Consider the following 26,515-nt stretch of genomic DNA (forward strand, 5'->3'; position numbering starts at 1 on the left):
AATATAATTTATTTATATTAATAACTGTTTATTTAAATTAAAAGCACAGATTAAATCAAAAAAAACTCTTGACCACTCAAACCTTAACGATAATAATTCTCACTACAGCTCGTTTTATCTATTAGCTCACTGTAAAACAACGCCATTATTTCTATTAATGACTATAAAAGACGATAAACAATAGGTTAAGTCCCCATAAAAATTCGGGTATGTATTCATCTAAGGTGCTTACTAAATTGAAATGGAGCTCTTTGTTTATTGGCAATAAATAGCAAATATAACAATGGATTGTTTTATATCGCTATCAAATTTATCAACCAAAAGGCGGGGTTGATAATAAACGCTAATAAATAAAAACGTTATATAAAATACTTTTAGCATGCCACCCAGATAATCTATCCAGGCAGCCAGCGTAACCTAAAATATAAGGAAAGGACTTCCTATGCAGTTTAAACCGATGCCTGCATCTATATTCCAAGAAAAAAAATTCCCTATTTCAACACTCACCATCGCTATTACTTTAGCCGGGTTGAGCCATTCCGTATTAGCTCAAGATGTTATCCAAGTTTCAGCCTCCCCCTTCGGTTTTGAAGAAATTGCCGTGGCTGAGCAAGTTGATGTGATTGACGCCCAAGCGCCTGAACAACAATCTGCAACTTCTGCCTTGGATTTACTAAAAGGCCAACCCGGCGTATTTGTCTCTGGGTCTAATAGCACTTATGGCCAAGGCATTCAAATGCGAGGGTATGACTCTCGGGGGGTAAAAGTCACAATAGATAACATCACTCAAGATTTTAACTCAGGGTTATATGATGCCACTTTTATCGACCCGACTTTGATTAACAAAGTGTATATCCACAAAGGCTCCGCATCAGTTCATCATGGTGGAGGTGCTCTCGCTGGGGTGGTCGCATTCAAAACATTAAATGCCGCCGATATTTTAAAACCGGGGCAAAAATTAGGTGGGCGAGCGTTTAGCGGCATTAACCGTAATGACCATAGTTACTATGCAGGCGCAACTTTATTAGGTCGTTCTGAGTCATTTGACACATTGCTCAGTTACAGTCAGCGTAAAAAGCATATTATGGGTTCTCCCGAATTTGAGCTGGCACATAATGTTGAAAAAATCCATAACTGGATGCTCAAAACTACTTGGCTACCACACCCATCTTACAACCTAACATTACAGTTAAAAGAATATCGAAACGATAGCCTGAGCTTAAAACAACCGGCAAAACCCACGGAAAAAACTAAGTATCCGAACGCCCCCCATGAAAGGCAAAGCCACCAGCAGGATATTGCAATTAATCAGTATTTTAAGCCGCAAAACAGCTTAAATTGGCAAGCTGAATGGAGTGTTTATTATACCGACTTGTATTTAGACCAAACTGATACCATCAAAATTATCAAAAAGCCTGGTGAATATGGCCCTGAGGAACGCAACCAATATACCTATGGGACTAAATTTTCTAATAGCGTTTCTTTACCAATGTATAACTGGGTAAACCACTATATTCAAAGTGGTTTTGAATATTACCAACAGAAACAAACATCAAATCAATATGCAATCAGCTATCCGCCATCAGAATTGTCTAACATGTCTGGCTGGCTGGTAAATGATATGACTTTGCATCATTTACCCATCACTTTCTCCGCAGGGACACGTTTCACCCAGTACCAAGCTTCTAGAGAGAATTTCCCTGAAAACAAACATACTAACTGGTCATCTCGCTTTGCTGTAAGTGCAACCCCTACTAGCTGGTTAAATCTTCATTCATCTTATGCTGAAAGTTATCGGACACCACGAATGTCGGAGCTTTATAACAATTCAAACCATTTCACTATTCCTTGGGTTCGTATTGCCTCTAATTTTCGTCCATCGCCTGACTTAAAACCTGAGACCAATAAAACACTCGAAATGGGTATGAAATTCAGCTTTGATAATTTAATTTCCGATAATGACCATCTTCAATTTGGGTCCACTTATTTTAATACCAAAGCTAAGCAGTATATTGCCCTTAGCGGTAGTTATAACCGAAGATTGGGAGTGTGGTTCCCCGATGAGCTGTATTATATTAATATCCCTTCTGCATCTATTTATGGCATAGACAGCTTTGTAAGCTATAAAACACACTGGTTTGAGTTGAATATTAACCACAACAAAACAACTGGAAGTGAAGATGACACTCATTATTCCCTTTCATCAATACGCCCCGAGACTATAACTACTCGATTCAATGCTCCTATTGCAACTACTGGCTTTCATGTTGGTTGGATTGGCGAATTTACTGCAAAAACACAATTTCAGGGTAATGACAAATATAAATTATACAACCACAGATCAGAAGATGGTTTAGATCGCTACCACAAAGAAGTTGTTCAATATAAAGGTTATCAATTACATGATTTTTATGTGAATTATCAAGCTGATGAATTCATTAAAGGGTTAAGTTCCACGCTTACTATGAAAAATGCCTTTGATAAACAGTATATCTCTTCCATGGGGGTCCCACAGGAAGGTAGGAATTTTTACTTTAACGTAAATTATAACTGGTAATTTAGTAACAAATAATAGTTAACAACCAATAAGTTATGTTATCAGCTAATTTCATAGCGCAAATTACTATGTCCTTATACGAAATTAGTTGATAACACTTTACTCTACTTAACCTTAAGGAAATTATTTTGAATTCAAATAGCTATAGCGATTACCAAAAAATACGAAAAGAGCATAAGGGTATATATGCGCGCGAAATAGCAGCACAACTAAATATTTCAGAAGCACAGCTTCTTCATTGCCGCGTTGGTCAAGATAACGTGCAAAGGTTATCTGGAAAAATGCCTGATATCTTGCAAAGTTTAGCATCCATCGGGGTGGCAAAAGGGGTTACCCGTAATGAGTACGCCGTTAATATTCAAATTGGTCAATATGATAATGCAAGGCTCAGCTCACATGCGGGTTTATTTCTCAATCCTCGAGCTCTTGACCTTAGAATGTTCTTTGCTCAATGGCGTTCAGCATTCTCATTAGTAGAAGAAACAACTGAAGGCCTACGTCATAGCATTCAGTTTTTTGACAAACATGGTGATGCCTTACACAAAGTTTTTACCACAAAGTCGACGAATCTCGATGCATGGCAAACATTGATTAAACAATATGTTACATCAGAAAACCGCCCTCTCACCATCCATGAAGTCAAACCGTTTTCTGAACGGTCGATTGATCGTGAACTTGCACAAAAACTAGAACAAGAATGGCGCAATATGACAGATGTCCACCAATTTTTCACCATCTTAAAAAATAATAATCTAAGCAGACAGCAAGTCTTCCGCGTTGTTAGCCGTAAACTAGCATGGCAAGTCCCTCGCAGTGCATTATCAGGTTTACTGTCACTCGCCCACCAAGCACAAAATGAAATTATGCTTTTCGTTGGTAATCGTGGCTGTGTACAAATTTTCACTGGTAAAATCAGTGAAATAACATCATTAACCGTAGAAAATACCCAAACTCACTGGTTAAACATTATTGGTCCTAATTGCAAACTGCACATTATTGAAAATGGTATCGCTGAATGTTGGGTGACAAGAAAACCGACTAAAGATGGCTTTGTAACAAGCTTGGAGGTTTTTGATACCCAAGGCAATCAGATTATACAAATGTATGGTCAGCGTACTGAAGGCACACCTGAGCAAGATAAATGGTGTAAGCAAGTTTTAGCTTTACCCCATATTTAATAGGGGTAAATAGCATGAAACATTGGCTTCTAATCGCCATTTTCCTTGATGTGACAGCCTCATGAAAACATAAAGCTCAGTGGGAGTAGGTTTAGTTAAATACGCCAAAAGCTATGTCACAGACCCAGCATCTACAGCGTTTTGACAAAAAAGAGGTAAAATTCATTAACGGAGTATTATGTTGATAATAAAACCAATCACCATAATTCTCCCTATAACTGCCAATCATTTAGTGTTTTTCTCTAAAAAAATCAACTCGGAATTTCCTGTTTATCGTTATAGAACTGTCTTTAAATGTAGTACGATAATTTTTCAATTATTTACTTGGTTAATAAAATCGAACAGCTTGAACAATTAATTTGAATATATAGTAAATCCACCAGAATAACCTATCATAAAAATCAAAGTTAAAACACAACCCATTGATTTTTTATATATTTAAACATACAATGATGTATGTTTAAAATGTTAAATTTATCAACATCTATCGTAGTGATAGGTATTCTCATTAAAAAACCGCACGTTTAGCCTATCGATATATCGGAAAAACAGGAAGAATAGATCCTAATTTCGTGAGTTATTATTAGTTATTAATGAACAATAGCCTACTTGAGTAGGAGGTAAATATGTCAGAAAGTGTAGTCAATGATATTGTTAAGTGGCTAGAAAGCCAGTTGCAACGCAATGAAGGCATCAAAATCGACACAATAGCCGATAAAAGTGGTTATTCGAAATGGCATTTACAGCGTGTTTTCAAAGAAATGAAAGGATGCACGCTTGGCGAGTATGTGCGTAAACGCCGCTTGTTAGAAGCCGCTAAATCATTACGTGAAGGCAACTTACCTATTCTTGATATTGCGTTGCAATATGGCTTCAGTTCACAAGCTACATTTACTCGTATATTTAAAAAACATTTTGATACAACGCCGGCAAAATTCCGCCAAACTGGTGAAATGCCGGAATGTAAAAGCTTTATGACTTGTAACTGTCATAGTTAATTATTTTTATTCAATAAGTCCCTTTTCCTATACGTTATTTTAATGTCTATGTCTGAGCCGACAACTGTCGGCTCTTTTTTTAACTTAACTCTAAAACCAACCAGTTTTCTAAATCAGCCAATTGTTCCTGTAATTGAGGCCATTTCTGCATCATTTGTTTACTTAATAAACGAATAGTCTCTGTTTGATAGACCTTACCAACTAGCTGTTCACTGAGCCACTCTAATGGCGAAGGGTCTAAGCTATCAGTAAAAAATTGACAGCGGTTAATCACACCTTTTTCAATATCAAAATGAAATTCAATTCCCCCCCACGGGAATCGAGTATCAGAGTAATGTGAAAAGGCAGGCGCCTGCCCAAAATTCCATTCCCAGCTACTTTGTTTAGCAAAAGTTTCCTTGAAATTGGGTAGATCAGGTAACTTCTCAGGGGAAATATATTCGGGGTCAACCGTCTCACCGAAATGCTCGAAAAAGCTTTTAATAATGCCTTCGCATACTTTTTCGTGGGAAATATTAGGGACTAATTCAGATAAATTTGCGACCCGAGAGCGTACCGAGGTGATCCCCTTTGCTTGCAACTTTTTAGGGTCTGGGTTCAAATAGTTTGCTAGACGACTTAAATCTGCATTTATTAACAAGGTTCCATGATGAAAACCCCTGTCTTTTGTTTCACGATATGCAGAGCCAGAGATTTTTCTTAGGCCATTTTCAGTGTCTAAAACCAAATCATTACGCCCAGAAATTTGTGCAGCGATACCCACTTGAGCTAAACCATCAACGATAATTTGTGTAGAAACTGTTTTATCGTATTCAGGTTTCCCCGCCATAAACGTAAAACATGTATTTCCCAGATCATGGAATACTGCGCCACCGCCACTACTACGACGTGCTAAGCGAACATTGTCCTCATCCATCCTTCTGGTATTACATTCTTTCCAAGGATTTTGAGCTCGACCAATAACCACCGTGTCCGCATTACGCCATAAAAACATAACACGTTGATCTGCTGACATTTGTCGAAAAATAGTTTCTTCAACCGCAAGGTTAAACCAAGGATCAAAAGATTCGGAGATAAGTAAACGTAACCTAGACATTAAAAACTACCCTTAAAACAAAAATTGCTTCTAAGATAGCATAATCACTGAAAAAAATAGCGAGTTTAGATACGCCTTGCTTGCCAGAACACTTTTCGCCAATAAACGTTATCCATTGAGGAACGGATCACCCCTTTACTGGTTGAAGCATGAATAAAAGTATTATCGGTATCATAAATACCCACATGTAACCCATTTTCCCCTGAACCAGTCTTAAAGAAAACCAAATCCCCTGGCATCAAATCCGATTTATCAATTCGCGTCCCTAACTGAGTTTGGTCCACCGTCGTTCGGGGCAGCTGGATAGCAAAACGATCGTTAAAGGTGCGATAAACAAAACCTGAACAATCCACACCACTTTGGTTCATTCCACCATAGTGATAAGGCGTCCCATACCATTGTTCTAATTGGTCTTTTAACTGTGCTATTGTCATTATTGGGTCGGACAACTGTGTTTTTAGCGGCGGAGGCGGTGTTCTTTTAACTGTCGTTGATGAACAGCCGATTAAAACTAGACACAAAAGTAATGGTAGGTGTTGTATTTTTATAAGCATAAAGCACCTTATTCATCGTTCTTATTACAATATTTAACTGAGATTATAGTGCGTGAAGAATAAAAAATAAGCAACTTAGATTTTACCCCCCCTTATTATTACTTTTCATTTGTTTTGTTGGTCGGCTAATCAACCAAACGCCTAATAAAATAAAGGCAATTCCCGCTGCTTTTAACCATGTTGCAGGTTCATTAAACCAAGGTAACAAAACAGCGAGAATATAGACGAATACGTAACTAAGGCTGATAAGGGGGTAGGCTTTATTTAATGCGATATATTTTAATGCAAATAACCAACAGAGCATCGATAATGCGTAGCAAACTAACCCTATAAAAATAATACTTAGGCTAACAAAATTTGCCAATAACCAATCTGCTTGTAACCAGTGCCAGCCAAGTGTAAATGAGGGTAACTCAACCACACCGGCTTTCAAGCTCAGTTGGGCCACAGTCACTAGTAATGCACTGCCAAGTACCCATAAATATCCTTTATTCATACACTGATACTCATTAGCAAAATACCAAACATGATCGCTGCGACCCCTAGCCAATGACTAAGCCCTGTTTGTTCTTTATAGATAAACTGGCCAATCAAAGTAATTAATACAAAGTTAATACTTAGCATTGGGTAAGCAATACTGAGAGGCATGGTTTCCAATAACTTCAGCCAAAACAACATGCCAAGACCCAGCATGAAAACCGCCAGCACCAGCCACCGAAGTGCTGATGCTGTTTTATTGGTTTTTTCACTCTGCCAATTTACCACAGCTTGTTTTTGAGCCACTTGCCCCATGCAAGTTAATACGCTAACAAGTAATAATAGTAATAGTTGAGCTATCATTGTTGATGATAAACCACAATCGCCATACGCGAATTTTTAATGACTTCATCTGGTTTAGGTATATCCGGTAACCCTTCTTTACGACCTAATAAAAAGACCACCGTTACCTGCCCTTCTTGACGTGCTTTTGCTAACCATTGTGCAAATTGGTCTGGTTTAACTAACCGATGTTGGCTGTCAGGGTATTTCAAACCGTAGGTCAACTCACCACTACTATTATATAAATAAATATTTGAGTTTTTAGTTTCCCAAGCAAGACCAGCCGCAACACCAACATTACTCGCCATTAAATAACGGCTATTCATCAACAAATCATGGTTTTGATGAATAAAGTTTTGCGGCAATTTCGAATCAATGGTGTTGTTTGGTAAGGCACTACCAATACATAAGCTAACCGCCAATGAACATGACGCAGCCCAAAGCCAATATTTGGCATTAAGCACGGTGCAAAGGTAACCGATGATCGCCCAGATAGAGAAAGCAACGACACCTAAAACCATTTTTGACCATTCATCTGGTTCATATAACGGTTTCTTTATCACTGTGCTTATCACAATCACAGCAATCACTGCAGCAATGCCCAATACAATATTAATAATACCATTAACTTTTAGCGCTCTCATCGTGCCATTACGCACGCAATCAACCCCATACTTTGCCATTAAGAGAGCTAAAGGCGCCATAAACGGCAACATATAGGTTGGTAACTTACCGCGAGAAATACTAAAAAAGATAACTGGCACTATAAACCAACACAGTAAAAAGAACATATCAGGGCTAGATTTACGTTCTTTCCACCCTTTGATTATTGCGCCGGGTAGTAAACCTGCCCAAGGGATGGCACCGAGCAATATGATGGGGATATAATACCAAAAAGGTGCAATATGCTGAGCATCATCCGCAGTAAAACGTTTAATATGCTCTATCCAGAAAAAATAATTCCAATAATCAGGTTCTTGTTTAGCAATCGCCAATGCCCATGGAAGGCTAATAATGACCGCTGAAATTATCGCAAGTGGCCCATACTTTACTAATTCAAGAAAACGCCTTTGATACAGTGTGACTGGAAGCATGACGATCACGGGTATAGCAAGGGCTAAAAAACCCTTAGTCATAAATGCCATACCACAAGCTAACCCAAGGCAAACCCATGCCCCAAGTTTAGATTTGACTTCTCTGGCTTTCATCGCCCATAAACAACAAAACATACTCGCCGCTATCCATAAAGATAACATTGGGTCAAGTACACTGTATGTCCCGATGGAAAAAACTAAAAACATCGAGATGTAAATCAGGCTTGCAACATAAGCAACGTGGCTATTACGCCACATCATTTTTGCCATGCGATAAACCAGTAATGCACTAAGAAGAATACAAAAAACAGAACCGAAACGAACTGCAAAGTTAGTATCACCAAAGATCATTTGGCTGATATTGTTTATCCAATAACCTGCAACTGGTTTTTCAAAATAACGCACATCCAACATATAAGGGACAATCCAGTCCCCCCGCTGTAGCATCTCGCGGCTGATTTCTGCATAGCGTGTTTCATCGGGTTGCCAAAGTAAACGGCTGTTCAACGGCAATAAATAGGTCAGGATAAAAAAAAGAGCCAGCAGAGAGGCTCCTACTTTGCTCGCTCGGTTATTCAACATAGATTGCTTATACCTCTTCTTGGCAGCCTAGCCAGCCTTCACGCCCAGGGAATGGTGCTCTGACCACACGCCCTTTTGGCAATGAATTTAAATCCTCTGGCAGTAATTCACTCAATGTACAGAATTGGATTTCTTCTTGTGTGATTCGTTCCAATAATTGTAAAAATTGTTCCGATTTTGACATTCCTTCCACTTCTGTGTGGATAGTATAAACTGGAACGCCTTGATCTTCTTTAATTGCTTGAAGAATAAAATCATTAAATGCTTCATCACTCACGACAGTCCCTACGACTTCATCGTAAGTTGGTAATGTTACAGGAATTTGAACTGTCCCAAGAGAACCATCCGCCATAATCGGTCGAAATGGATATTTGCCACGACAATCACTATTGTAGTCAAAATTAAACGTTTGTTTAACTTCTAATACTCGCTCATCACCTCGCCAGCCAGCAACAGCCGAGCATGTTACACGTTGACCAATGGCACATTCTAATGCATCAACACCAAACTTCACTTGTTCGGTAAGTTGTGACTTACTCCATTTTGCAACTTTAGCTTGCCAACCTTGATGATCCCATGCATGTAGACCAACTTCATGGCCTTCATCCAACGTTTGTTTCATCAAGTAGCCTAAATCTTTAGCAATCTTTTTACCCGGCCAAGCGGTGCCTGCGAGTAAAATATCTAACCCATAAAGAGACGCTGCATTCGACCTGAGCATTTTCCACAGAAATTTAGGACGCAAAAGGCGCCATAAATGGCGCCCCATGTTATCTGGTCCTACACTGAAGAAAAAGCTGGCCTGAATGTTGTGCTGTTTAAGCACTTTGAGTAATTGTGGAACCCCTTTTAATGTACCTTGGTAGGTATCCACATCAATTCTCAAGCCAACTTTTTTCATTAGTCTTTATTACCTAGTTCTTCAACCGCACCTTGCAAGAAGAAATCTAATGTTTCTTCAATAGTATCTTTCATGTCGATAGTTGGAACCCAATCTAATAAGCGGCGTGCGTTTTCAACACTTGGCTTACGATGCTCGACATCTTGATAGCCTTGACCATAGTAGCTACTGCTTTCAATTTCACGGAAGCCAGCAAACGGAGGGAACTTATCGCGTTGTGGGTGATTTTCAAAGCTTTCTAACAACATTTCAGCCAGTTCACGAATACTTGCTTCGTTCGTAGGGTTACCAATGTTGATGATTTGGCCATCACATTTACCGTCTTTGTTTTCAATAATGCGGAACAACGCTTCGATACCATCTTTTATATCAGTAAAGCAACGTTTCTGCGCACCACCATCAACAAGTTTGATTGGCGAACCTTCAACTAAGTTTAAAATTAGCTGAGTAATCGCGCGTGAACTACCAATACGTGCAGAGTTTAGGCTATCTAAACGAGGCCCCATCCAGTTAAATGGACGGAATAAGGTAAATTTCAGACCTTCTTTTGCACCATATGCCCAAATTACTCGGTCAAGTAACTGTTTAGAGACAGAGTAAATCCAACGCTGCTTATTGATAGGACCGACGATCAAGCGTGATTCGTCTTCATCAAACTCTTTATCATCACACATACCATAAACTTCAGAAGTTGATGGGAAGATGATGCGCTTGTTGTATTTCACGCAATAGCGAACAACTTTTAAGTTTTCTTCAAAGTCTAATTCGAAAACACGCAGCGGATTACGGGTGTATTCGATTGGTGTTGCAATCGCAACCAATGGCAGAATAACGTCACATTTTTTAATGTGATATTCAATCCACTCAGTATGGATGCTTACATCACCTTCAATAAAGTGGAAACGAGGGTTACCAATAAAACGCTCAATTGCTGATGAACCGATATCCATACCATAGATATCGTAATTTCCATCTTTTAATAAACGTTCAGTTAAATGGTTACCAATAAAGCCATTTACACCCAAAATAAGAACACGAGTACGACGTTTAACTTGTGCAGTTGGTTTCGCACCTACACGAACATCAGTCACGATACCCATTTCGGTAGCAAGGCGGTTACCTTGCATATATAAACCTGCTTCACTTTGCCCACTAACAACTTCAATCGCACCTTGACCACAAGCAATACGCAGAGGGTCATTAGAAAGTACAGTCCCCGCAGCTTTACCTTGATTGTCATCTAGAACACGTGCACGCCAAATAACCATTTTGCGTGCGCCTAAATAAGTAAACGCGCCTGGATATGGCTCAGTCACCGCACGGATAAGACAATCAATTTCTTTTGCGCTACGGTTCCAGTCAATTTGACCATCTTCCGCTGTACGACGCCCAAAATACGTTGCTTGACTTTCGTCTTGAGCAACCGCTTTATAGGTACCCGCTTCGATTAGTGGTAGTGTTTTATCTAATAAAACTTCTGCCGCCTCACGAACTTTTGCATGTAAGGTTAAGCCCGTATCAGTTTCAGTGATTACCACTTTTTCTTGCGCAATGATATCGCCAGCATCAGCTTTAGCCACCATCTTGTGCAAGGTTACACCCGTTTCATTTTCACCTTTTAATAGTGCCCAATTGATAGGCGCACGACCACGATATTTAGGCAGTAATGAACCATGCAAGTTAAAAGCCCCTTTAGGTGCAATTGACAGCAGTTCTTCACTTAGCATATCACGGTAATAAAAAGAGAAAATCACATCAGGTTTCATTTCGCGAATACGTTCAATCCACAGTGGGTGATTAACGTTTTCAGGTGCGAAAACAGGAAGCTCCATGTCAGCGCTTAAGCGTGCAACTGAAGAGTAAAAGTGGTTTTCATTTGGGTCATCAGTGTGAGTAAACACTGCTTGAATATCAAAACCCGCTTTTTCAAGCGCTTTTAGCCCTACGCAGCCAATATCATGATAGGCAAAAACAATAGCTTTCATTAGTCTTCTTCCTGATTTTTGTCGGATTTAAGGTCTGCTCCGACGACTTTTTGAATAAAATAACGAGGTCTCGCGCGCACATCATTGTAAATTCTACCGATGTATTCACCTAATAAACCCATAGCAACAAACTGCGCACCAATAAACATAAAGAGTACTGCAAACAGGGTAAATACGCCATCTGCTGCCCACTCTGCGCCAAAAATTAAACGTAGTGCAATCAATAAAACCGCCAGCAGGAAACCACCGACAGCAATAACACTACCCACAACGCTTAATAAACGCAGTGGCGCAGTAGTTAGGCAAGTCAACAAGTCATACATTAAGTTAATCAGCTTCATAAAGCTGTATTTAGAATCACCAAACTCACGTTCCGCATGCGCAACATCAATTTCAATCGTTCTACGCGCAAACGTATTCGCAAGAATAGGAATAAATGTACTTCTTTCATGACATTGCAACATAGCTTGAATGATATGGCGGCGGTAAGCACGTAACATGCAACCGTAATCCCCCATTGAACGCCCTGTTGCTTGAGTGATCATCGCATTAATCATCTTAGATGCCGTTTTACGGAACCAAGAATCTTGGCGATTAGCACGACGCGTGCCTACTACATCATAACCTTGCGACGCTGTTTGCACTAAACGTGGGATTTCCTCAGGTGGATTTTGTAAATCCGCATCCAAGGTAATAACTAAATCCCCATCTGCTTGATTAAAGCCCGCCATAATAGCAGAGTGCTGACCATAGTTACGATTAAGGATAATAGCAATCACATGGTTATCAGGGTTTTCTGCTGCATCCGTTAACATTTGTGCTGAGCGGTCACTACTACCATCATCGACCAAAATTAACTCATAAGATTGAGTCAGTTGTTTACATGATTTGATAGTACGTTCTAATAATTGTGGCAAGCTCTGTTCTTCATTATAGACAGGGATTACCACTGAGACTTTTTTTATCTCATCAAATTCATCTGCGTATGACACTATTTAGACTCCAAAAGAACTGCTTCTACTGCTTTTACAACCCGTTTAACATCATCATCCGTCATATCTGGAAACAGCGGTAACGAACATAATGTCGCACTATTCCATGTCGATTCAGGTAACGTTAATTCAGGATATTTTTCACGGTAATATTTTTGTGTATGGGCTGCGCGAAAATGTAGCCCCGTTCCAATATCGTGCTCTTTCAATTTTTCCATGAAAGTGTCACGGTCAATACCACATTCGTTTTTATCAACACGAACCATAAATAAATGATTAGCATGCAAATGAGGGTAATTAGGAACACTAAGCATCTGTAATGGAGAGTCTTTTAGCAATTCACGATACTGTGCTGTCAGTTCGGCTCGACGTTGATTTAATTGCTCAACACGAGATAACTGCACTACCGCTATTGCGGCATGGATATCCGATAAATTGTATTTAAAACCGGGTTCTACAACTTCAGCTTGTGGCTTGCGGCCTTGCATTTGCCTATCAAACGCATCAACCCCTAAACCATGAAATTTAAGTGTGCGTACGCGCTGAGCAAGTTCGTCGTCATCTGTTGCGACTAACCCCCCTTCTGCACAAGTAACATTTTTAATAGCATGGAATGAGAAAATAGACGTGCCTTTCTCGCCAATCCACTCATTTTTATAACGCGTACCAACAGCATGTGCAGCATCTTCAATCAATACAACGCCCGCTTTTTGAGCAATTAAACGCAACGCGTCTAAATCACAAGGAGCTCCTGCGTAATGTACCGGAATAATTGCTTTAGTTTTTGTTGTTAGCGCTTTTTCTACCGCTTCGGGTTGGATCATCAATGTATCGCGGTCAACATCAATCATTACAGGTGTAGCACCCAGTAATTCAATCATATTAATGGTTGAAACCCATGTTTGTGATGGTGTAATCACCTCATCACCTGGGCCGATACCTAATGCCATTAAGACAACATGCATACCCGCAGTAGCAGATGAAAGTGCTATCGCATGCTTACAACCATAGCGTTTACAGAAATCCTCTTCTAACTGGTGATTCTGTGGGCCTGTTGTAATCCAGCCTGAACGCAGAACTTTTTCAACTGCCTTGACCTCTTCATCACCAATTGCTGGTTTTGAAAATGGTAAGAAATTGCTCATATTGTTTATAGCCTAGTTTTCATTGTGAATAGAATATTCTAGTTAATTATACTTTAACCGAACCTCAACACTTGCGAATCTTGCTGTATTATCCCGCATAAAAATAAGTGATTAAATCAACTTTTCGATTAATCCGCTAATTTTATAATTTGCCACATTCTATTCGATGTGTTTTGACTTAGCTTAATTTCAGACATAAAAATGTCAGATAAATTTTTTTCGGTCATCACCTCATCAGGTTTTCCTATCGCCATTAGCCTTCCTTGTTTCATCAGCCAAATACCAGACGCATTTTTATAAGAATGGTTGAGGTCGTGTCCACTCATTATAACGGTTCCTAGGCAATCACAAAAATATTTAATCCATTTATCTAACGTTGCCTGTTGGATAATGTCTAAATTGCTCATTGGTTCATCAAATAATATGAATTTTCCCGCCAATGACTGTTCATCCCAAACCTGTAAAAATGCTGCGGTAAGTCTAACTCGTTGCCACTCACCTCCAGAAAGTTGTGTAATCCGTTTTCGAAGTAAGGGCATTAATTGAAAATCAGTACATAAACGTTCAAAAATACCTATTAGTCGCGAGTTTTTAGGTGAAAATAACTCAAGATATTGAAAAACTTTCAAGATAGGCATGGTATTGACGAACTGAGGAAAATACGCACGTTGGGTAGCTAATTGAGAAACACGATACTGTTGTAGATTAATACCATTAATGTGGATATCCCCCGCTACAGGCAAATAACCACTTATCGCACCTAATAACGAACTTTTCCCTGAGCCATTTGCGCCTAATAAATGAATTTGCTCACCGGGAAAAGCCTGAGCTGAAATATTAATTAACCGTTTATTAACGTTAATATTTTTAATATCAATTATTGGTTGATCATTCATCGTATTTACCGCCATTGTTGATGACGAATTAATAATACGATAAATATTGGTGCACCCAATGTGGCAGTGACCACACCAATTGGTATTTCTGCATTCGCGATTAATAAGCGAGAAAGTAAGTCTGCAACCAATAAGCCCAACCCGCCGGCAACCGCACAACCCAGTAATAATAAACGATTATCCGTGATACCACTTAACCGCAATATATGTGGAACAACTAAACCAATGAAACTAATAGCACCTGCAATGGCAACACTAAGCCCAATCAAGACTCCGCTAATAACAATTAAAATAATTCGCCATTTATGTATTGAGATACCTAACTGATAAGCTTGAACAGCCCCCAATGAAATATAATTCAACACATTCCCTTGAAAAAGAGCCCAAAATAAAAAGGGCAAACATGCAGCCACTAAGCCCATTTGGCGCCAATCAACCCCACTAAAACTCCCCATCATCCAATAGAGTAATTGGCGTAAATCCAAATTACTGCTCATATACACCATCCATGTCATACAAGCCCCACTAATCACACCAAGTGCAACCCCAACAAGCAATAAACTGGAATTATTCATGTCCTTACGACGAGCAAAGTAAAGCAATATAGAGGTAAACAGTAAAGCACCTATAATCGCGCTAACACTTAATAGCCAGTAATGTGTCATGCCTGACGATAGTAATACAGTCAATACTACAGCAACACCTGCGCCATTACTCACACCTAATAAGCCAGGTTCTGCTAATGGGTTTTCAAATAAGGCTTGCATTATTGCCCCTGTGACAGCAAGAGCTGCACCAATCACAATGACCGTAAGTGTGCGAGGAAAACGAATTTGCCAAACAAAAAGTTGTGCTGTGTCATTCATCCATTGGCTAGGCCAATACCAAATCTCCCCTGCACTAAGCGATAATATTGCAATGATAAAAAGGGAGAAAAACAAAAACACGATTAAACGTATGTCTGATTTATTTTGTTGTTTTTGTAATCCAAGCAAAGAATAAGTCATATATATATTTACTTATTTATTATTGAGTTAGAAAATTACCGTTTTTTATGCAAGATATATTATCACCATAGATTTAAATTAATTTTTAATTTTAACATAATCTCTATGGAAACCTATGAAAGTTAGAAACAATGCACTCAAATCATCACTGATAACAAATCCTCACGAAAATATGCGTCCCTCTAGTGAGAAGAAGAAAGGGTTTATAAATTCAATCAGAAAAATCAATGTTCTGTCTAGTATAAAAAACTATATCTTACACAAGTTTCAATCAAATACGGTCAAACACTATCCCACCTTCTCTACTGAAATGCCCCCAACCTCACCAATTTGTGAAAAAAACAAATTAGCTGCGAAAAAGATAGAGCAAGAAAACATAAAGGCCATCGGTTACTGTAAAGAGCTCACTAGCGATGAAAAAATGAATTATCTTCAGCTTAATAAACTGGGTAGCGCCATTTTAACTCACCCAAACTACAGTGAAACAATTGGTATTTTTCGCACATCAGCAAATGCGCTTGAACGTGATAAGTTAGTCTCACACCTGCTCGCAGGCAAACCACTTAAAGAATATCTTTTAAACAAAGATATTGTTGATATTAAAATTTATACTTCAGCTTACAAAAGGATTGCTGCTAATCTAATAGAAAAAAATATTCATTCATTAGAAACCCCTCCAGAATCCATTCATAAATTAGCCGATGCAATACAACAAAAATCTGCGTTATTAAAGGAAATTTCCACTCAAAACTCAACCAATCAGGACAAAAGAGAGCAACTGAAAGAACTAGATTTAAATGCTCAACATGCATTTTTATCTCTTGAAAAAACACCGTTAACACTACAATTAGTTATTCCTCTATTCGCTGAAATCACAAAAAATCAGGAAACAAATAAAATGGGTGCTTACAACTTAGCAACTTGTTTTGCACCTAGTTTGGTCACTAGATCAGATCTACCTCCTGATTCTCAGTTTAAATTAAATAGTGACGCACAAATTTACATAGAAGCTCTAATTAATCACGATTTAAAATTGCAATCCTATGATGTCTAATCAACTCTCAACTACTATCACAGTTTCCAAAAACAAAAGACCGCCTAGGCGGTCTTTTCTATATCAATTGATATGATTACTCTTTAGGTGTTGCTTTTTCCACGCGGCTTTTTAATTTTTGGCCTGGACGGAAAGTAACAACACGGCGTGCAGTAATTGGAATATCTTCCCCAGTTTTTGGGTTACGTCCGGGACGTTGATTTTTATCACGTAAATCAAAGTTACCGAATCCAGATAATTTTACTTGCTCACCATTTTCTAAGGAAAGGCGAACCTCTTCAAAGAAAGTTTCGACAAGGTCTTTAGCATCACGTTTGCTAACACCCAGTTTTTCAAACAAATTTTCTGACATTTCAGCTTTAGTAAGCGCCATAGGTTTAGTCCCTCAAGGAGGCTTGGAATCGCTGTTTTAACGCAGCAACACACAGATCAACGGTCGCGGTAATCTCTTCTTCTTCCATCGTACGTTGAGTATCTTGGAAGATAAGACTGATAGCTAGGCTCTTATAACCCTCTGCTATTCCCTCACCACAATACACATCAAATAAGTTTATGCCAACTATATGATTTATGCCAACTTTTTTACACTCTGCTAAAACTTCTGCAGCAGCTACATGTTCTGGCACGACCACAGCGATGTCACGGCGGTTCGACGGATAGCGTGAAATCGCCTTAGCTTCAGGGATGACACGTTGTGCTATCGCATCACTACGAACCTCAAACACCACCGTACGACCATTTAAATCGAGTTTACGTTCTAATTCTGGATGAACCACACCAATAAAGCCAATGTGTTCATTTTCCAGATAAATCCCAGCACTTTGACCTGGATGCAATGCAGGATGTGCCTCAGATTTAAATGTAATTTGATTTAGTTTCCCAGTCAATTCAAAAACAGCTTCAAGATCACCTTTTAAGTCAAAGAAGTCAACAACTTGTTTATCTAATGACCAATGTTCTTCAAATCTGTTACCTGTAATGACCCCCGCCAACATAGGTTCTTGGCGAATTCCATATTCTGCTTGATTATCAGGAATAAAGCGTAGACCTGTTTCAAATAAACGAATTCTATTTTGTTGACGATTTTGATTATAGACAACCGTTGTCAATAAACCAGTCCATAGAGACAAACGCATCGCCGACATATCCGCAGAAATTGGGTTCGGCAACATTAATGCATCTTGTTGTGGGTGCAATAATGCCTGAACTTTCGGGTCCACAAAGCTATACGTAATCGCTTCTTGATATCCACGGTCAACTAACATCGCTTTAAGACGTTTTAATGGTAAGTTAGCTTCTTTATGATTAGTCATAACCAGATCGGCGCGTAACGGCACATCAGGAATATTGTTGTAGCCATAAACACGTGCGACCTCTTCCACTAAGTCCTCTTCGATTTGCATATCGAAACGCCAGCTTGGTGCCACTACATCCCAACACCCTGCTGAAACCACGACTTGGCAACCTAAACGCGTTAAAATGTCGGTAACTAATTCATCTTCAATAACATGGCCAATCAAACGGTCTAATTTATTGCGCGTCAGCTTAATATTGGCTGCTTTTGGTAAGTGTTGCTCACTCGTAGCATCAATAATTTCGCCGACTTCACCACCACAAATTTCAACGATTAACGCTGTCGCACGTTCAATAGCTTTAAATTGTAGTTGTGGATCAACACCACGCTCAAAGCGGTGAGAGGCATCAGTATGCAAGCCGTAATTACGTGCGCGACCTGTGATTGATAGAGGGTCGAAAAATGCACACTCTAGCAGGATATTTTTCGTCTCAGCATTAACACCTGAATGTTCACCACCAAAAATACCCGCAATTCCCAATGCTTTAGATTCATCAGCAATAACAAGTGTATCTGGTTTCAATGTAGCTTCACTACCATCAAGAAGAACCAGTTTTTCCTCTTCTTTTGCCATACGTACAACAATAGCGCCATCTAAACGGTCTAAGTCATACGCATGCTGAGGTTGCCCTAGTTCTAGTAATACATAGTTGGTAATATCAACAACAGCATCGATAGAACGCACACCACCACGACGCAGCTTTTCTTTCATCCACATCGGTGTCGGTGCAGACACATCGATATTTTTGATTACACGGCCTAAAAAGCGCGGACAGGCCTTAGGAGCTTCAACACGGATAGGAAATGTGTCTTTAGTCGTAACAGGGACCACATTGATAGCAGGCTCAGTTAGCGCTAATTTATTAATAACAGCAACATCACGAGCCACACCAAGAATACTTAAGCAATCTGCACGGTTTGGCGTAATGCTGATTTCAATTGCGTTATCATTAAGTTTTAAATATTCGCGGATGTCGGTTCCAACAACGGCGTCTAACGGTAATTCTATAATCCCGCTATGGTCATCAGAAATACCCAGTTCCGAATAAGAACACAGCATGCCTTCTGATGGCTCACCGCGTAATTTTGCCGCTTTGATTTTGAAATCACCCGGCAGTTCTGCGCCTACCGTTGCAACTGCAACTTTCAACCCTTGACGACAATTTGGAGCACCACAGACAATATCTAATAAGCGATCGCCACCAACATTCACTTTGGTAACACGTAATTTGTCTGCATTGGGATGTTGACCACATTCAACCACTTCACCAACAACAACACCGTGAAATTGACCAGCAACAGCTTCAACCCCATCAACTTCAAGACCAGCCATAGTGATTTGGTCTGATAGTGCGTCACTATTGATCGCCGGGTTCACCCATTCGCGTAACCATAGTTCACTGAATTTCATGAGATAAACCCGCCTTATTTAAACTGTTTGAGGAAACGAAGATCATTTTCGAAGAATGCACGTAGGTCAGAAACGCCATAACGCAACATTGTTAAGCGTTCCATTCCCATACCAAATGCAAAACCTGAGTAGACCTCTGGGTCAATCCCAACATTGCGAAGTACATTCGGGTGTACCATGCCACAACCTAACACTTCTAGCCATTTACCATTTTTCCCCATGACATCAACTTCAGCTGAAGGTTCTGTGAATGGGAAATATGATGGGCGAAAACGTACCTGTACTTCTTCTTCAAAAAAGTTATTCAGGAAGTCATGCAATGTGCCTTTTAAATTAGTAAAGCTGATGTCTTTATCAACAATCAGACCTTCTGTTTGGTGGAACATTGGAGTATGTGTTTGGTCATAGTCGTTACGATATACACGACCTGGTGCAATGATACGAATTGGAGGTTGTTGACCATTCATAGTACGAATTTGTACCCCAGAGGTTTGGGTACGTAACAAACGCTTAGCATCAAACCAAAAAGTATCATGATCTGCACGTGCTGGGTGGTGAGCAGGAATGTTTAGCGCATCAAAGTTATGATAGTCATCTTCAATTTCAGGGCCAGTCTCAACAGAGAAACCTAATTCACCAAAAAATTCTTCAATTCGCTGGATCGTGCGGGTCACTGGATGTAGTCCACCGTTTTCCATACGACGTCCAGGTAATGATACATCCACTTTTTCTGAAGCGAGACGCGCATTGAGGATCTCAGCTTGCATGGCATCTTTACGGGCGTTTAGTGCATCTTGAACCTGTACTTTGGCTTCATTTATTACGGCCCCTGCTGCTGGACGTTCATCGGCAGGCAGATCACGCAACGTTTTCATCTGTAGTGTGAAGTGGCCGCTTTTGCCTAAAAATTCAACACGCACTGACTCCAACGTAGCAACATCTTGGGCCTGTTCAATGGCTGCTTTTGCCTGTGCAACCAACTCAGCGAGATGTGGCATTGTTTCCCCTTTATGACCACTCGGTCTTTTTGCTAGTTATTCACTAAATTATTAAACCCACATTCCATTTAAGATGGCGGGGTAGTTAACTGATTTTACTGTATTTAATCCTAAACCAGAAACAAAAAAGCCTCCCTAAGGAGGCTTTAGCGTAACTTTTCGTTTATTCTTTCTATCTTTACGCGCAAAAGCCCCCGAGAATCAGGTGCTAAAGTAAAAAAAGAAACGAAAAATAACAAAACACATGCAATGATTTCTCAAAAAATGGGCTATTAAAGTATTAACACAAATAGTTATAAATGAAAAGAGGAAGTTACCTTCCTCTCTTCAAGCAAACAATTAAGCTAAAGCGCTTTTTGCTTTTTCAACTAAAGCAGTGAATGCTGCTTTATCGAAAACTGCGATGTCTGCTAAGATCTTACGGTCGATTTCAATCGAAGCTTTTTTCAAGCCATTGATGAAACGGCTATAAGACAGACCGTTCTGACGAGCCGCTGCGTTAATACGCGCGATCCACAGTTGACGGAACTGACGTTTACGTTGACGGCGGTCACGGTAAGCGTATTGACCAGCTTTGATTACCGCCTGAAACGCTACGCGGTAAACACGTGAACGTGCACCATAGTAACCTTTCGCCTGCTTCAGAATTTTTTTGTGACGTGCACGGGCGATTACACCACGTTTTGCGCGAGCCATAGCTATCTCCTATCGTCTTTTATCTTAATTAACTAAATTGTTTACTTATGCGTAAGGCAGGCAGGCTACTACCAGACCCAGATCGCCCTTAGATACCATTCCTTTCGGACGTAAATGGCGTTTACGCTTAGTTGACTTTTTAGTCAGGATATGACGAAGGTTTGCATGCTTGCGCTTAAAGCCACCGCCTGCAGTTTTTTTAAAGCGCTTTGCTGCGCCACGTACAGTTTTAATCTTTGGCATTTCTTTTATTTCCAACTTCGCATTGTGATAAACTACGAATTAATTAGGCGAATAACTTTCGCTATTACTTGCAAGGCCTAATTATTTCTTCTTCGGTGCCAACACCATAATCATCTGACGTCCTTCAATTCTTGAAGGGAATGACTCCACTGACGCCAGTTCTTCCAGATCAGCTTTGATGCGATTAAGCACTTCCAGACCAATCTGTTGGTGAGCCATTTCACGACCACGAAAACGCAGCGTAACTTTAGCTTTGTCACCATCTTCTAGAAAGCGAACCAGGTTGCGTAGTTTGACCTGATAATCACCTTCATCTGTACCAGGGCGGAATTTAATTTCCTTCACCTGAACAACTTTTTGTTTCTTTTTCTGTTCTTTTTGAGATTTGCTCTTCTCATAAAGGAATTTGCCGTAATCCATGATACGACAAACTGGCGGTTCAGCATTTGGGCTGATTTCCACAAGATCTACACCTGCTTCTTCAGCTTTTTCAAGCGCTTCGCGTGCGCTCATAATGCCTAACTGTTCACCGTCTAAACCTGTTAAACGGACTTCAGGAACACGGATTTCATCGTTAATACGATTTGGACGTGTTGTTGGGATTCTTTTTCCGCCTTTAATACTTCATTCCTCCAACTGGATAAAGAGATTTGCATACTCTCTAAAGCAATACGCAGAACTATTATTGCTTAATACAACATCTGCGTACAAGATTCTTTGGCTTGTCTGCTTATGATTTAAAAACTGACAAAGCGATTCGACCGCGGATTTTAATGCTTATTGCCCGATTACTCAAGTAAATCTTGAAATAAATCACGTTAACTTATTTAAAAATTTAGTTTTACCGTATTTATTTCTATCAGTCAGTCTATTTTAATTAGTTATTAATTTAGCTTATTACTGAATAAGCACGACATTTGCTCACATTACTGACAATACAAGATAAGCAGTGCCCATAACGAGCACTGCTTAGCTATACCAATACTGGCTTAATTATTTTTTCTTTGGTGCCAATACCATGATCATCTGGCGCCCTTCAATTCTTGAAGGAAATGATTCCACTGACGCCAGTTCATCCAGATCAGCTTTGATGCGATTAAGCACTTCCAGACCAATCTGTTGGTGAGCCATTTCACGACCACGAAAACGTAGTGTGACTTTAGCCTTGTCACCTTCTTCCAAAAAGCGAATTAAACTACGTAATTTAACTTGGTAGTCGCCTTCGTCTGTTCCTGGACGGAATTTAATTTCCTTCACTTGAACAACTTTTTGTTTCTTTTTCTGTTCTTTCTGAGACTTACTCTTCTCATAAAGATACTTACCGTAGTCCATAATACGACAAACGGGTGGCTCAGCATTTGGGCTGATTTCGACTAAGTCGACACCTGCTTCTTCAGCCTTAAAGAGTGCTTCACGCACACTCATAACACCGAGTTGCTCACCGTCTAGACCTGTGACACGGATTTCTGTAGCACGGATCTCTTCGTTAATACGATTAGGACGTGCTGTTGGGAGTTTTTTTCCGCCTTTAATACCTTATTCCTCCATCTGATTGAGTTGACGACTGCGGATCTCTTCAAGCAGTTTAGTCATGAATTCGTTGACATCAAGGCTACCTAAATCTTTACCACGACGGGTACGTACAGCAACTTTGCCTGATTCAACTTCTTTATCACCACATACTAGCATGTAAGGGACTCGACGCAGCGTGTGTTCGCGGATTTTAAAGCCAATTTTCTCATTACGTAAATCTGCTTTCGCGCGAATGCCAACACTTTGCAGCTTGCTAACTAATTCTTGAACATAATCAGCTTGGCTATCCGTTATGTTCATTACAACCACTTGTTGTGGTGCTAACCATGTTGGGAAAAAGCCTGCGTATTCTTCTGTTAAAATACCAATAAAGCGCTCAAGTGAACCCAATACAGCACGGTGGATCATAACAGGAACGATACGTTCGTTATTTTCGCCTACATAGGAAGCGGTTAAACGGCCCGGCAAGAAGAAGTCTAACTGGACGGTACCGCATTGCCATGCACGGTCAAGGCAGTCATACAGTGTAAATTCAATTTTAGGACCATAGAATGCGCCTTCGCCTGGTTGGTATTCGAATTCAATACCTTTTGATTTCAGAGCGTTAGCTAAGTCTTCTTCCGCTCTGTCCCACATCTCGTCAGTACCGATACGTTTTTCAGGGCGAGTTGATAGTTTCACAACAATCTTTTCAAAACCAAAAGTTGCGTAAACATCATAAATCATTTCAATACAACTGGTTACTTCACTTAAAATTTGTTCTTCTGTACAGAAGATATGTGCATCATCTTGAGTAAAGCCACGCACACGCATCAAACCATGTAAAGCACCTGATGGCTCATTACGGTGACAGCTACCAAATTCTGCCATACGTAATGGTAAGTCACGATAAGATTTCAAACCTTGGTTAAAGATTTGTACGTGACCAGGGCAGTTCATTGGTTTTACACAATACTCACGGTTTTCTGATGAAGTCGTGAACATTGCATCTTTATAGTTATCCCAGTGACCTGTTTTTTCCCACAGTACGCGATCCATCATGAATGGACCTTTAACTTCTTGATAGTTATAAGCTTTCAGTTTCGTACGTACAAAAGTTTCCAGTTCACGGAAAATTGTCCAACCATCATTATGCCAGAACGCCATACCTGGCGCTTCTTCTTGCATATGATATAAATCTAATTGTTTACCGATTTTACGGTGGTCACGCTTAGCGGCTTCTTCTAAACGCAATAAATAGGCTGCCAATTGTTTCTTATCAGCCCATGCGGTACCGTAGATACGCTGCAACATTTTATTGTCGCTGTTACCACGCCAATACGCGCCAGCCACTTTTTGCAATTTGAAGTGGTGACAAAAACGCATATTAGGTACATGTGGACCACGACACATATCAACATATTCTTCATGGTGATATAAACCAGGGCGATCATCTTGGCTAATATTTTGATCCAAGATTTCAACTTTATAGTCTTCGCCGCGGGCAACAAATGTCTCACGAGCTTCGCTCCAAGAAACACGTTTTTTCACCACATCATAATCTGTTTTGGCAAGCTCAAGCATACGCTTCTCTAGCTTTTCCAAATCTTCCTGCGTCAGCGTATGGTCTAAATCGACATCATAATAAAAACCGTTGTCGATAGTTGGACCGATTGCCATTTTGGTGTTTGGCCATAATTGCTTGATGGCATGACCTAACAAGTGAGCACAAGAGTGACGAATAATTTCGAGTCCGTCGTCATCTTTACTCGTAATAATTGACACATTAGCATCATGTTCAATCATTTCACACGCATCAACACGTTCGCCATTAATGCGACCGGCGATACACGCTTTTGCTAGACCCGCGCCAATATCGCGAGCCACGTCCATCACAGAAACAGGATGGTCAAACTGACGCTGACTTCCATCAGGAAGAGTAATAACAGGCATTAAAAAATCCTTATCAGCAGTGGTGACCCACACGCCAGATCACTTGCTTGATTATTCCAAAATTATAAATCAATACGTTACTAACGATTTCTCACTTCACTATGCGAGATATGTACACAATTCTAGTTAAATTAAGATAACATAAATTGATACATCGCGAGTAACTCAACTATCAATGATAACACAGACATAATTTATGGCGATAGCGCAAAGCCGTTTATTGTTCTTCTTCATAAGAAAAATCAATACCTTCCCGTTCATAAGAAAAATCAATACCTTCCCGATTAAATGGCGAATAATCCATCCAAAGCAGGAAATAGTTTTTCTTTTTCTTTGAAATACACCCTATACCAAAGAGATCCACTAGGCGCCGTTAATTCTTCAATGATTAAGTTACCTTGTTTAAGAGTAATATATCGCTGAATTGATACCCATAACGTATACCCAAGATATACCACTCCAATCAAGGTAAGTATTTGTACATTGATATTATCTAATCCCCATATTTGCCAAAGAATATAGCTACAAAATATAACTTGAATTAAAACCCTAATCATAAATGCATTGCTGAAAAATGACTGGGCGTGCTGTAATGTTGCAAAACAGGGGTTAGCTAATGTCTGCCTTTTCTCTTCAACAGGAATACCTTGGATATAAACCATCCAATCTGATGTATCACTGTTTTTTAGTATTACTCCCTTTTCTTTCATTGCATGTATTTTGAACGATACCAATACTGCCCATCCCACACCAATAACCAGTAAATATGCGATAAAAGTACTTACAGAAAAAAATGCAAGGAACAAACTAATAACAATCAAACACGCTAACTTACCTGAATTAATCCAAAATGGAGCAACTTGATAATTCATTAATTACCTTAGCCTGTGCGTTATAGAAAAATAGACTCAATCATAGATGAGAATAAGTCTCATTAATATGATTTTATAACCAACGCCTAGTTTGGTTGTGATAACTATCCCATTCTGCTTTAAAGGATTTAGCTAAAAAGTTTTCTTCTTGCGGAATTGTATATAAATCGGTTACTAGCCAGAATACTAAGCCAGAAACTAAGAAATATGGGGAATGTGTTAATAGAGCCAGTGCCAAACTCATGGAAGTAAAAGCCAGATACATGGGGTTGCGGGATAATCGATATGGGCCATTTGTGATGAGGTGCGTTGCCCGCACACTCGGATTAGGCGATGTTTTATGTTTATAAAAATAAAATAAACTTGTTGCCACCCAACTGACACTTTCTAGAGCAACTAAAATCCCTAAAACCCCCAGCCAGCCAGAAAAATACCAATCTAACGCACCTTGTTTAAAAAGAAAATAAACTGCAACGCCATTCGCAATTAGCCAATTCAACAATGGAAATTTTAGAATTTTCATTATGCTGCCTTAAACTCAAAAATAAGGTAATCAGCATATTATAAAACAATAGAAAGGCTTTGTATGGGATATTACCAAGCAAAATAACTAACCCA

Annotated in this window: 25 protein-coding genes and 1 other annotated feature; of the genes, 4 read left to right on the top strand and 21 right to left on the bottom strand. The window is 39.6% G+C overall.

Features of this window, described 5'->3' with window-relative positions; genetic code table 11:
* The first annotated feature begins 442 nt into the window (after positions 1-442).
* From ACIPUA_RS03455 to ACIPUA_RS03465, 3 genes are all read left to right on the top strand, one after another.
* The gene (locus ACIPUA_RS03455) at positions 443-2,557 is read left to right on the top strand and encodes a TonB-dependent receptor domain-containing protein (RefSeq protein ID WP_449059269.1); all 2,115 of its coding nucleotides are present in this window, start codon (positions 443-445) and stop codon (positions 2,555-2,557) included.
* A 128-nt stretch (positions 2,558-2,685) separates the two neighbouring features.
* The gene (locus ACIPUA_RS03460) at positions 2,686-3,735 is read left to right on the top strand and encodes a hemin-degrading factor (RefSeq protein WP_071548021.1); all 1,050 of its coding nucleotides are present in this window, start codon (positions 2,686-2,688) and stop codon (positions 3,733-3,735) included.
* Positions 3,736-4,361: 626 nt separating this feature from the next.
* Entirely contained in the window at positions 4,362-4,733 is a 372-nt protein-coding gene (locus ACIPUA_RS03465) for a helix-turn-helix domain-containing protein (RefSeq protein ID WP_042844051.1), read from the top strand.
* A 79-nt stretch (positions 4,734-4,812) separates the two neighbouring features.
* On the opposite strand, the gene ACIPUA_RS03470 is transcribed toward ACIPUA_RS03465, so the two are convergent.
* The 11 genes from ACIPUA_RS03470 to btuC all read right to left on the bottom strand — a co-directional run bounded on the left by ACIPUA_RS03470 (position 4,813) and on the right by btuC (position 15,804).
* Positions 4,813-5,829: a lipoate--protein ligase gene (locus ACIPUA_RS03470; protein WP_042844052.1), complete on the bottom strand. Its 1,017-nt coding sequence runs from the start codon at positions 5,827-5,829 to the stop codon at positions 4,813-4,815.
* 65 nt (positions 5,830-5,894) lie between these two features.
* Positions 5,895-6,383 (bottom strand): C40 family peptidase, encoded by a 489-nt coding sequence (locus ACIPUA_RS03475; RefSeq protein WP_042844053.1) that lies wholly within the window; start codon positions 6,381-6,383, stop codon positions 5,895-5,897.
* An 82-nt stretch (positions 6,384-6,465) separates the two neighbouring features.
* The gene (arnF, locus tag ACIPUA_RS03480; protein ID WP_042844054.1) at positions 6,466-6,879 is read right to left on the bottom strand and encodes a 4-amino-4-deoxy-L-arabinose-phosphoundecaprenol flippase subunit ArnF; all 414 of its coding nucleotides are present in this window, start codon (positions 6,877-6,879) and stop codon (positions 6,466-6,468) included.
* Positions 6,876-7,223 carry a 4-amino-4-deoxy-L-arabinose-phosphoundecaprenol flippase subunit ArnE gene (gene arnE, locus ACIPUA_RS03485; protein ID WP_042844055.1) on the bottom strand — a complete coding sequence of 116 codons (348 nt, stop codon included), beginning with the start codon at positions 7,221-7,223 and terminating at the stop codon, positions 6,876-6,878. The genes arnF and arnE overlap by 4 nt, the downstream gene beginning before the upstream one ends.
* Positions 7,220-8,878 (bottom strand): lipid IV(A) 4-amino-4-deoxy-L-arabinosyltransferase, encoded by a 1,659-nt coding sequence (gene arnT / locus ACIPUA_RS03490; protein ID WP_042844056.1) that lies wholly within the window; start codon positions 8,876-8,878, stop codon positions 7,220-7,222. The genes arnE and arnT overlap by 4 nt, the downstream gene beginning before the upstream one ends.
* Positions 8,879-8,885: 7 nt before the next feature.
* Complete coding sequence (gene arnD / locus ACIPUA_RS03495; protein WP_449059270.1) at positions 8,886-9,779, bottom strand: 4-deoxy-4-formamido-L-arabinose-phosphoundecaprenol deformylase; 894 nt, start codon at positions 9,777-9,779, stop codon at positions 8,886-8,888.
* Positions 9,779-11,764 carry a bifunctional UDP-4-amino-4-deoxy-L-arabinose formyltransferase/UDP-glucuronic acid oxidase ArnA gene (gene arnA / locus ACIPUA_RS03500; protein ID WP_042844058.1) on the bottom strand — a complete coding sequence of 662 codons (1,986 nt, stop codon included), beginning with the start codon at positions 11,762-11,764 and terminating at the stop codon, positions 9,779-9,781. The genes arnD and arnA overlap by 1 nt, the downstream gene beginning before the upstream one ends.
* A complete protein-coding gene (gene arnC, locus ACIPUA_RS03505) occupies positions 11,764-12,756 on the bottom strand; it encodes an undecaprenyl-phosphate 4-deoxy-4-formamido-L-arabinose transferase (RefSeq protein WP_042844059.1) in 993 nt (330 codons plus the stop codon). The genes arnA and arnC overlap by 1 nt, the downstream gene beginning before the upstream one ends.
* On the bottom strand, positions 12,756-13,901 hold the full coding sequence (gene arnB, locus ACIPUA_RS03510; RefSeq protein ID WP_042844061.1) for a UDP-4-amino-4-deoxy-L-arabinose aminotransferase: 1,146 nt from the start codon (positions 13,899-13,901) through the stop codon (positions 12,756-12,758). Before arnB ends, arnC begins: the two co-directional genes overlap by 1 nt.
* Positions 13,902-14,029: 128 nt before the next feature.
* Positions 14,030-14,797 (bottom strand): vitamin B12 ABC transporter ATP-binding protein BtuD, encoded by a 768-nt coding sequence (locus ACIPUA_RS03515; RefSeq protein ID WP_042844062.1) that lies wholly within the window; start codon positions 14,795-14,797, stop codon positions 14,030-14,032.
* A gap of 5 nt (positions 14,798-14,802) precedes the next feature.
* Positions 14,803-15,804 carry a vitamin B12 ABC transporter permease BtuC gene (gene btuC / locus ACIPUA_RS03520; RefSeq protein WP_048606996.1) on the bottom strand — a complete coding sequence of 334 codons (1,002 nt, stop codon included), beginning with the start codon at positions 15,802-15,804 and terminating at the stop codon, positions 14,803-14,805.
* A gap of 115 nt (positions 15,805-15,919) precedes the next feature.
* On the opposite strand from btuC, the gene ACIPUA_RS03525 reads away from it, so the two are divergent.
* Entirely contained in the window at positions 15,920-16,858 is a 939-nt protein-coding gene (locus ACIPUA_RS03525; protein ID WP_449059271.1) for a RhoGAP domain-containing protein, read from the top strand.
* Between the two features lie 76 nt (positions 16,859-16,934).
* On the opposite strand, the gene ihfA is transcribed toward ACIPUA_RS03525, so the two are convergent.
* The 10 genes from ihfA to ACIPUA_RS03575 all read right to left on the bottom strand — a co-directional run bounded on the left by ihfA (position 16,935) and on the right by ACIPUA_RS03575 (position 26,420).
* Positions 16,935-17,231, bottom strand: a complete 297-nt coding sequence (gene ihfA / locus ACIPUA_RS03530) for an integration host factor subunit alpha (protein ID WP_004263721.1) — start codon at positions 17,229-17,231, stop codon at positions 16,935-16,937.
* Positions 17,232-17,235: 4 nt separating this feature from the next.
* Positions 17,236-19,623, bottom strand: a complete 2,388-nt coding sequence (gene pheT / locus ACIPUA_RS03535) for a phenylalanine--tRNA ligase subunit beta (protein WP_449059272.1) — start codon at positions 19,621-19,623, stop codon at positions 17,236-17,238.
* Between the two features lie 14 nt (positions 19,624-19,637).
* The gene (gene pheS / locus ACIPUA_RS03540; RefSeq protein WP_048606990.1) at positions 19,638-20,621 is read right to left on the bottom strand and encodes a phenylalanine--tRNA ligase subunit alpha; all 984 of its coding nucleotides are present in this window, start codon (positions 20,619-20,621) and stop codon (positions 19,638-19,640) included.
* A 120-nt stretch (positions 20,622-20,741) separates the two neighbouring features.
* Positions 20,742-20,873, bottom strand: a sequence feature (Phe leader region).
* Between the two features lie 87 nt (positions 20,874-20,960).
* A complete protein-coding gene (gene rplT, locus ACIPUA_RS03545; protein WP_042844069.1) occupies positions 20,961-21,317 on the bottom strand; it encodes a 50S ribosomal protein L20 in 357 nt (118 codons plus the stop codon).
* A gap of 45 nt (positions 21,318-21,362) precedes the next feature.
* Positions 21,363-21,560 carry a 50S ribosomal protein L35 gene (gene rpmI, locus ACIPUA_RS03550; protein ID WP_004263702.1) on the bottom strand — a complete coding sequence of 66 codons (198 nt, stop codon included), beginning with the start codon at positions 21,558-21,560 and terminating at the stop codon, positions 21,363-21,365.
* 81 nt (positions 21,561-21,641) lie between these two features.
* Complete coding sequence (gene infC / locus ACIPUA_RS03555; RefSeq protein WP_071548019.1) at positions 21,642-22,181, bottom strand: translation initiation factor IF-3; 540 nt, start codon at positions 22,179-22,181, stop codon at positions 21,642-21,644.
* A gap of 372 nt (positions 22,182-22,553) precedes the next feature.
* Entirely contained in the window at positions 22,554-23,093 is a 540-nt protein-coding gene (infC, locus tag ACIPUA_RS03560) for a translation initiation factor IF-3 (RefSeq protein ID WP_071548018.1), read from the bottom strand.
* A 3-nt stretch (positions 23,094-23,096) separates the two neighbouring features.
* Positions 23,097-25,025: a threonine--tRNA ligase gene (thrS, locus tag ACIPUA_RS03565; RefSeq protein ID WP_042844073.1), complete on the bottom strand. Its 1,929-nt coding sequence runs from the start codon at positions 25,023-25,025 to the stop codon at positions 23,097-23,099.
* Between the two features lie 284 nt (positions 25,026-25,309).
* The gene (locus ACIPUA_RS03570) at positions 25,310-25,897 is read right to left on the bottom strand and encodes a hypothetical protein (protein WP_048606987.1); all 588 of its coding nucleotides are present in this window, start codon (positions 25,895-25,897) and stop codon (positions 25,310-25,312) included.
* 73 nt (positions 25,898-25,970) lie between these two features.
* On the bottom strand, positions 25,971-26,420 hold the full coding sequence (locus tag ACIPUA_RS03575) for a methyltransferase family protein (protein ID WP_449059273.1): 450 nt from the start codon (positions 26,418-26,420) through the stop codon (positions 25,971-25,973).
* Positions 26,421-26,515: the final 95 nt, after the last annotated feature.

This window comes from Providencia sp. AGC89 (assembly GCF_053543535.1).

Excerpts from the sequence above, each read along its gene's own strand:
- ACIPUA_RS03455 (WP_449059269.1), top strand. The coding sequence starts at position 443 with ATGCAGTTTAAACCGATGCCTGCATCTATATTCCAAGAAAAAAAATTC.
- ACIPUA_RS03465 (WP_042844051.1), top strand. The coding sequence starts at position 4,362 with ATGTCAGAAAGTGTAGTCAATGATATTGTTAAGTGGCTAGAAAGCCAG.
- ACIPUA_RS03470 (WP_042844052.1), bottom strand. The coding sequence starts at position 5,829 with ATGTCTAGGTTACGTTTACTTATCTCCGAATCTTTTGATCCTTGGTTT.
- ACIPUA_RS03475 (WP_042844053.1), bottom strand. The coding sequence starts at position 6,383 with ATGCTTATAAAAATACAACACCTACCATTACTTTTGTGTCTAGTTTTA.
- arnF (WP_042844054.1), bottom strand. The coding sequence starts at position 6,879 with ATGAATAAAGGATATTTATGGGTACTTGGCAGTGCATTACTAGTGACT.
- arnE (WP_042844055.1), bottom strand. The coding sequence starts at position 7,223 with ATGATAGCTCAACTATTACTATTATTACTTGTTAGCGTATTAACTTGC.
- arnT (WP_042844056.1), bottom strand. The coding sequence starts at position 8,878 with ATGTTGAATAACCGAGCGAGCAAAGTAGGAGCCTCTCTGCTGGCTCTT.
- arnD (WP_449059270.1), bottom strand. The coding sequence starts at position 9,779 with ATGAAAAAAGTTGGCTTGAGAATTGATGTGGATACCTACCAAGGTACA.
- arnA (WP_042844058.1), bottom strand. The coding sequence starts at position 11,764 with ATGAAAGCTATTGTTTTTGCCTATCATGATATTGGCTGCGTAGGGCTA.
- arnB (WP_042844061.1), bottom strand. The coding sequence starts at position 13,901 with ATGAGCAATTTCTTACCATTTTCAAAACCAGCAATTGGTGATGAAGAG.
- ACIPUA_RS03515 (WP_042844062.1), bottom strand. The coding sequence starts at position 14,797 with ATGAATGATCAACCAATAATTGATATTAAAAATATTAACGTTAATAAA.
- btuC (WP_048606996.1), bottom strand. The coding sequence starts at position 15,804 with ATGACTTATTCTTTGCTTGGATTACAAAAACAACAAAATAAATCAGAC.
- ACIPUA_RS03525 (WP_449059271.1), top strand. The coding sequence starts at position 15,920 with ATGAAAGTTAGAAACAATGCACTCAAATCATCACTGATAACAAATCCT.
- ihfA (WP_004263721.1), bottom strand. The coding sequence starts at position 17,231 with ATGGCGCTTACTAAAGCTGAAATGTCAGAAAATTTGTTTGAAAAACTG.
- pheT (WP_449059272.1), bottom strand. The coding sequence starts at position 19,623 with ATGAAATTCAGTGAACTATGGTTACGCGAATGGGTGAACCCGGCGATC.
- pheS (WP_048606990.1), bottom strand. The coding sequence starts at position 20,621 with ATGCCACATCTCGCTGAGTTGGTTGCACAGGCAAAAGCAGCCATTGAA.
- rplT (WP_042844069.1), bottom strand. The coding sequence starts at position 21,317 with ATGGCTCGCGCAAAACGTGGTGTAATCGCCCGTGCACGTCACAAAAAA.
- rpmI (WP_004263702.1), bottom strand. The coding sequence starts at position 21,560 with ATGCCAAAGATTAAAACTGTACGTGGCGCAGCAAAGCGCTTTAAAAAA.
- thrS (WP_042844073.1), bottom strand. The coding sequence starts at position 25,025 with ATGCCTGTTATTACTCTTCCTGATGGAAGTCAGCGTCAGTTTGACCAT.
- ACIPUA_RS03570 (WP_048606987.1), bottom strand. The coding sequence starts at position 25,897 with ATGAATTATCAAGTTGCTCCATTTTGGATTAATTCAGGTAAGTTAGCG.
- ACIPUA_RS03575 (WP_449059273.1), bottom strand. The coding sequence starts at position 26,420 with ATGAAAATTCTAAAATTTCCATTGTTGAATTGGCTAATTGCGAATGGC.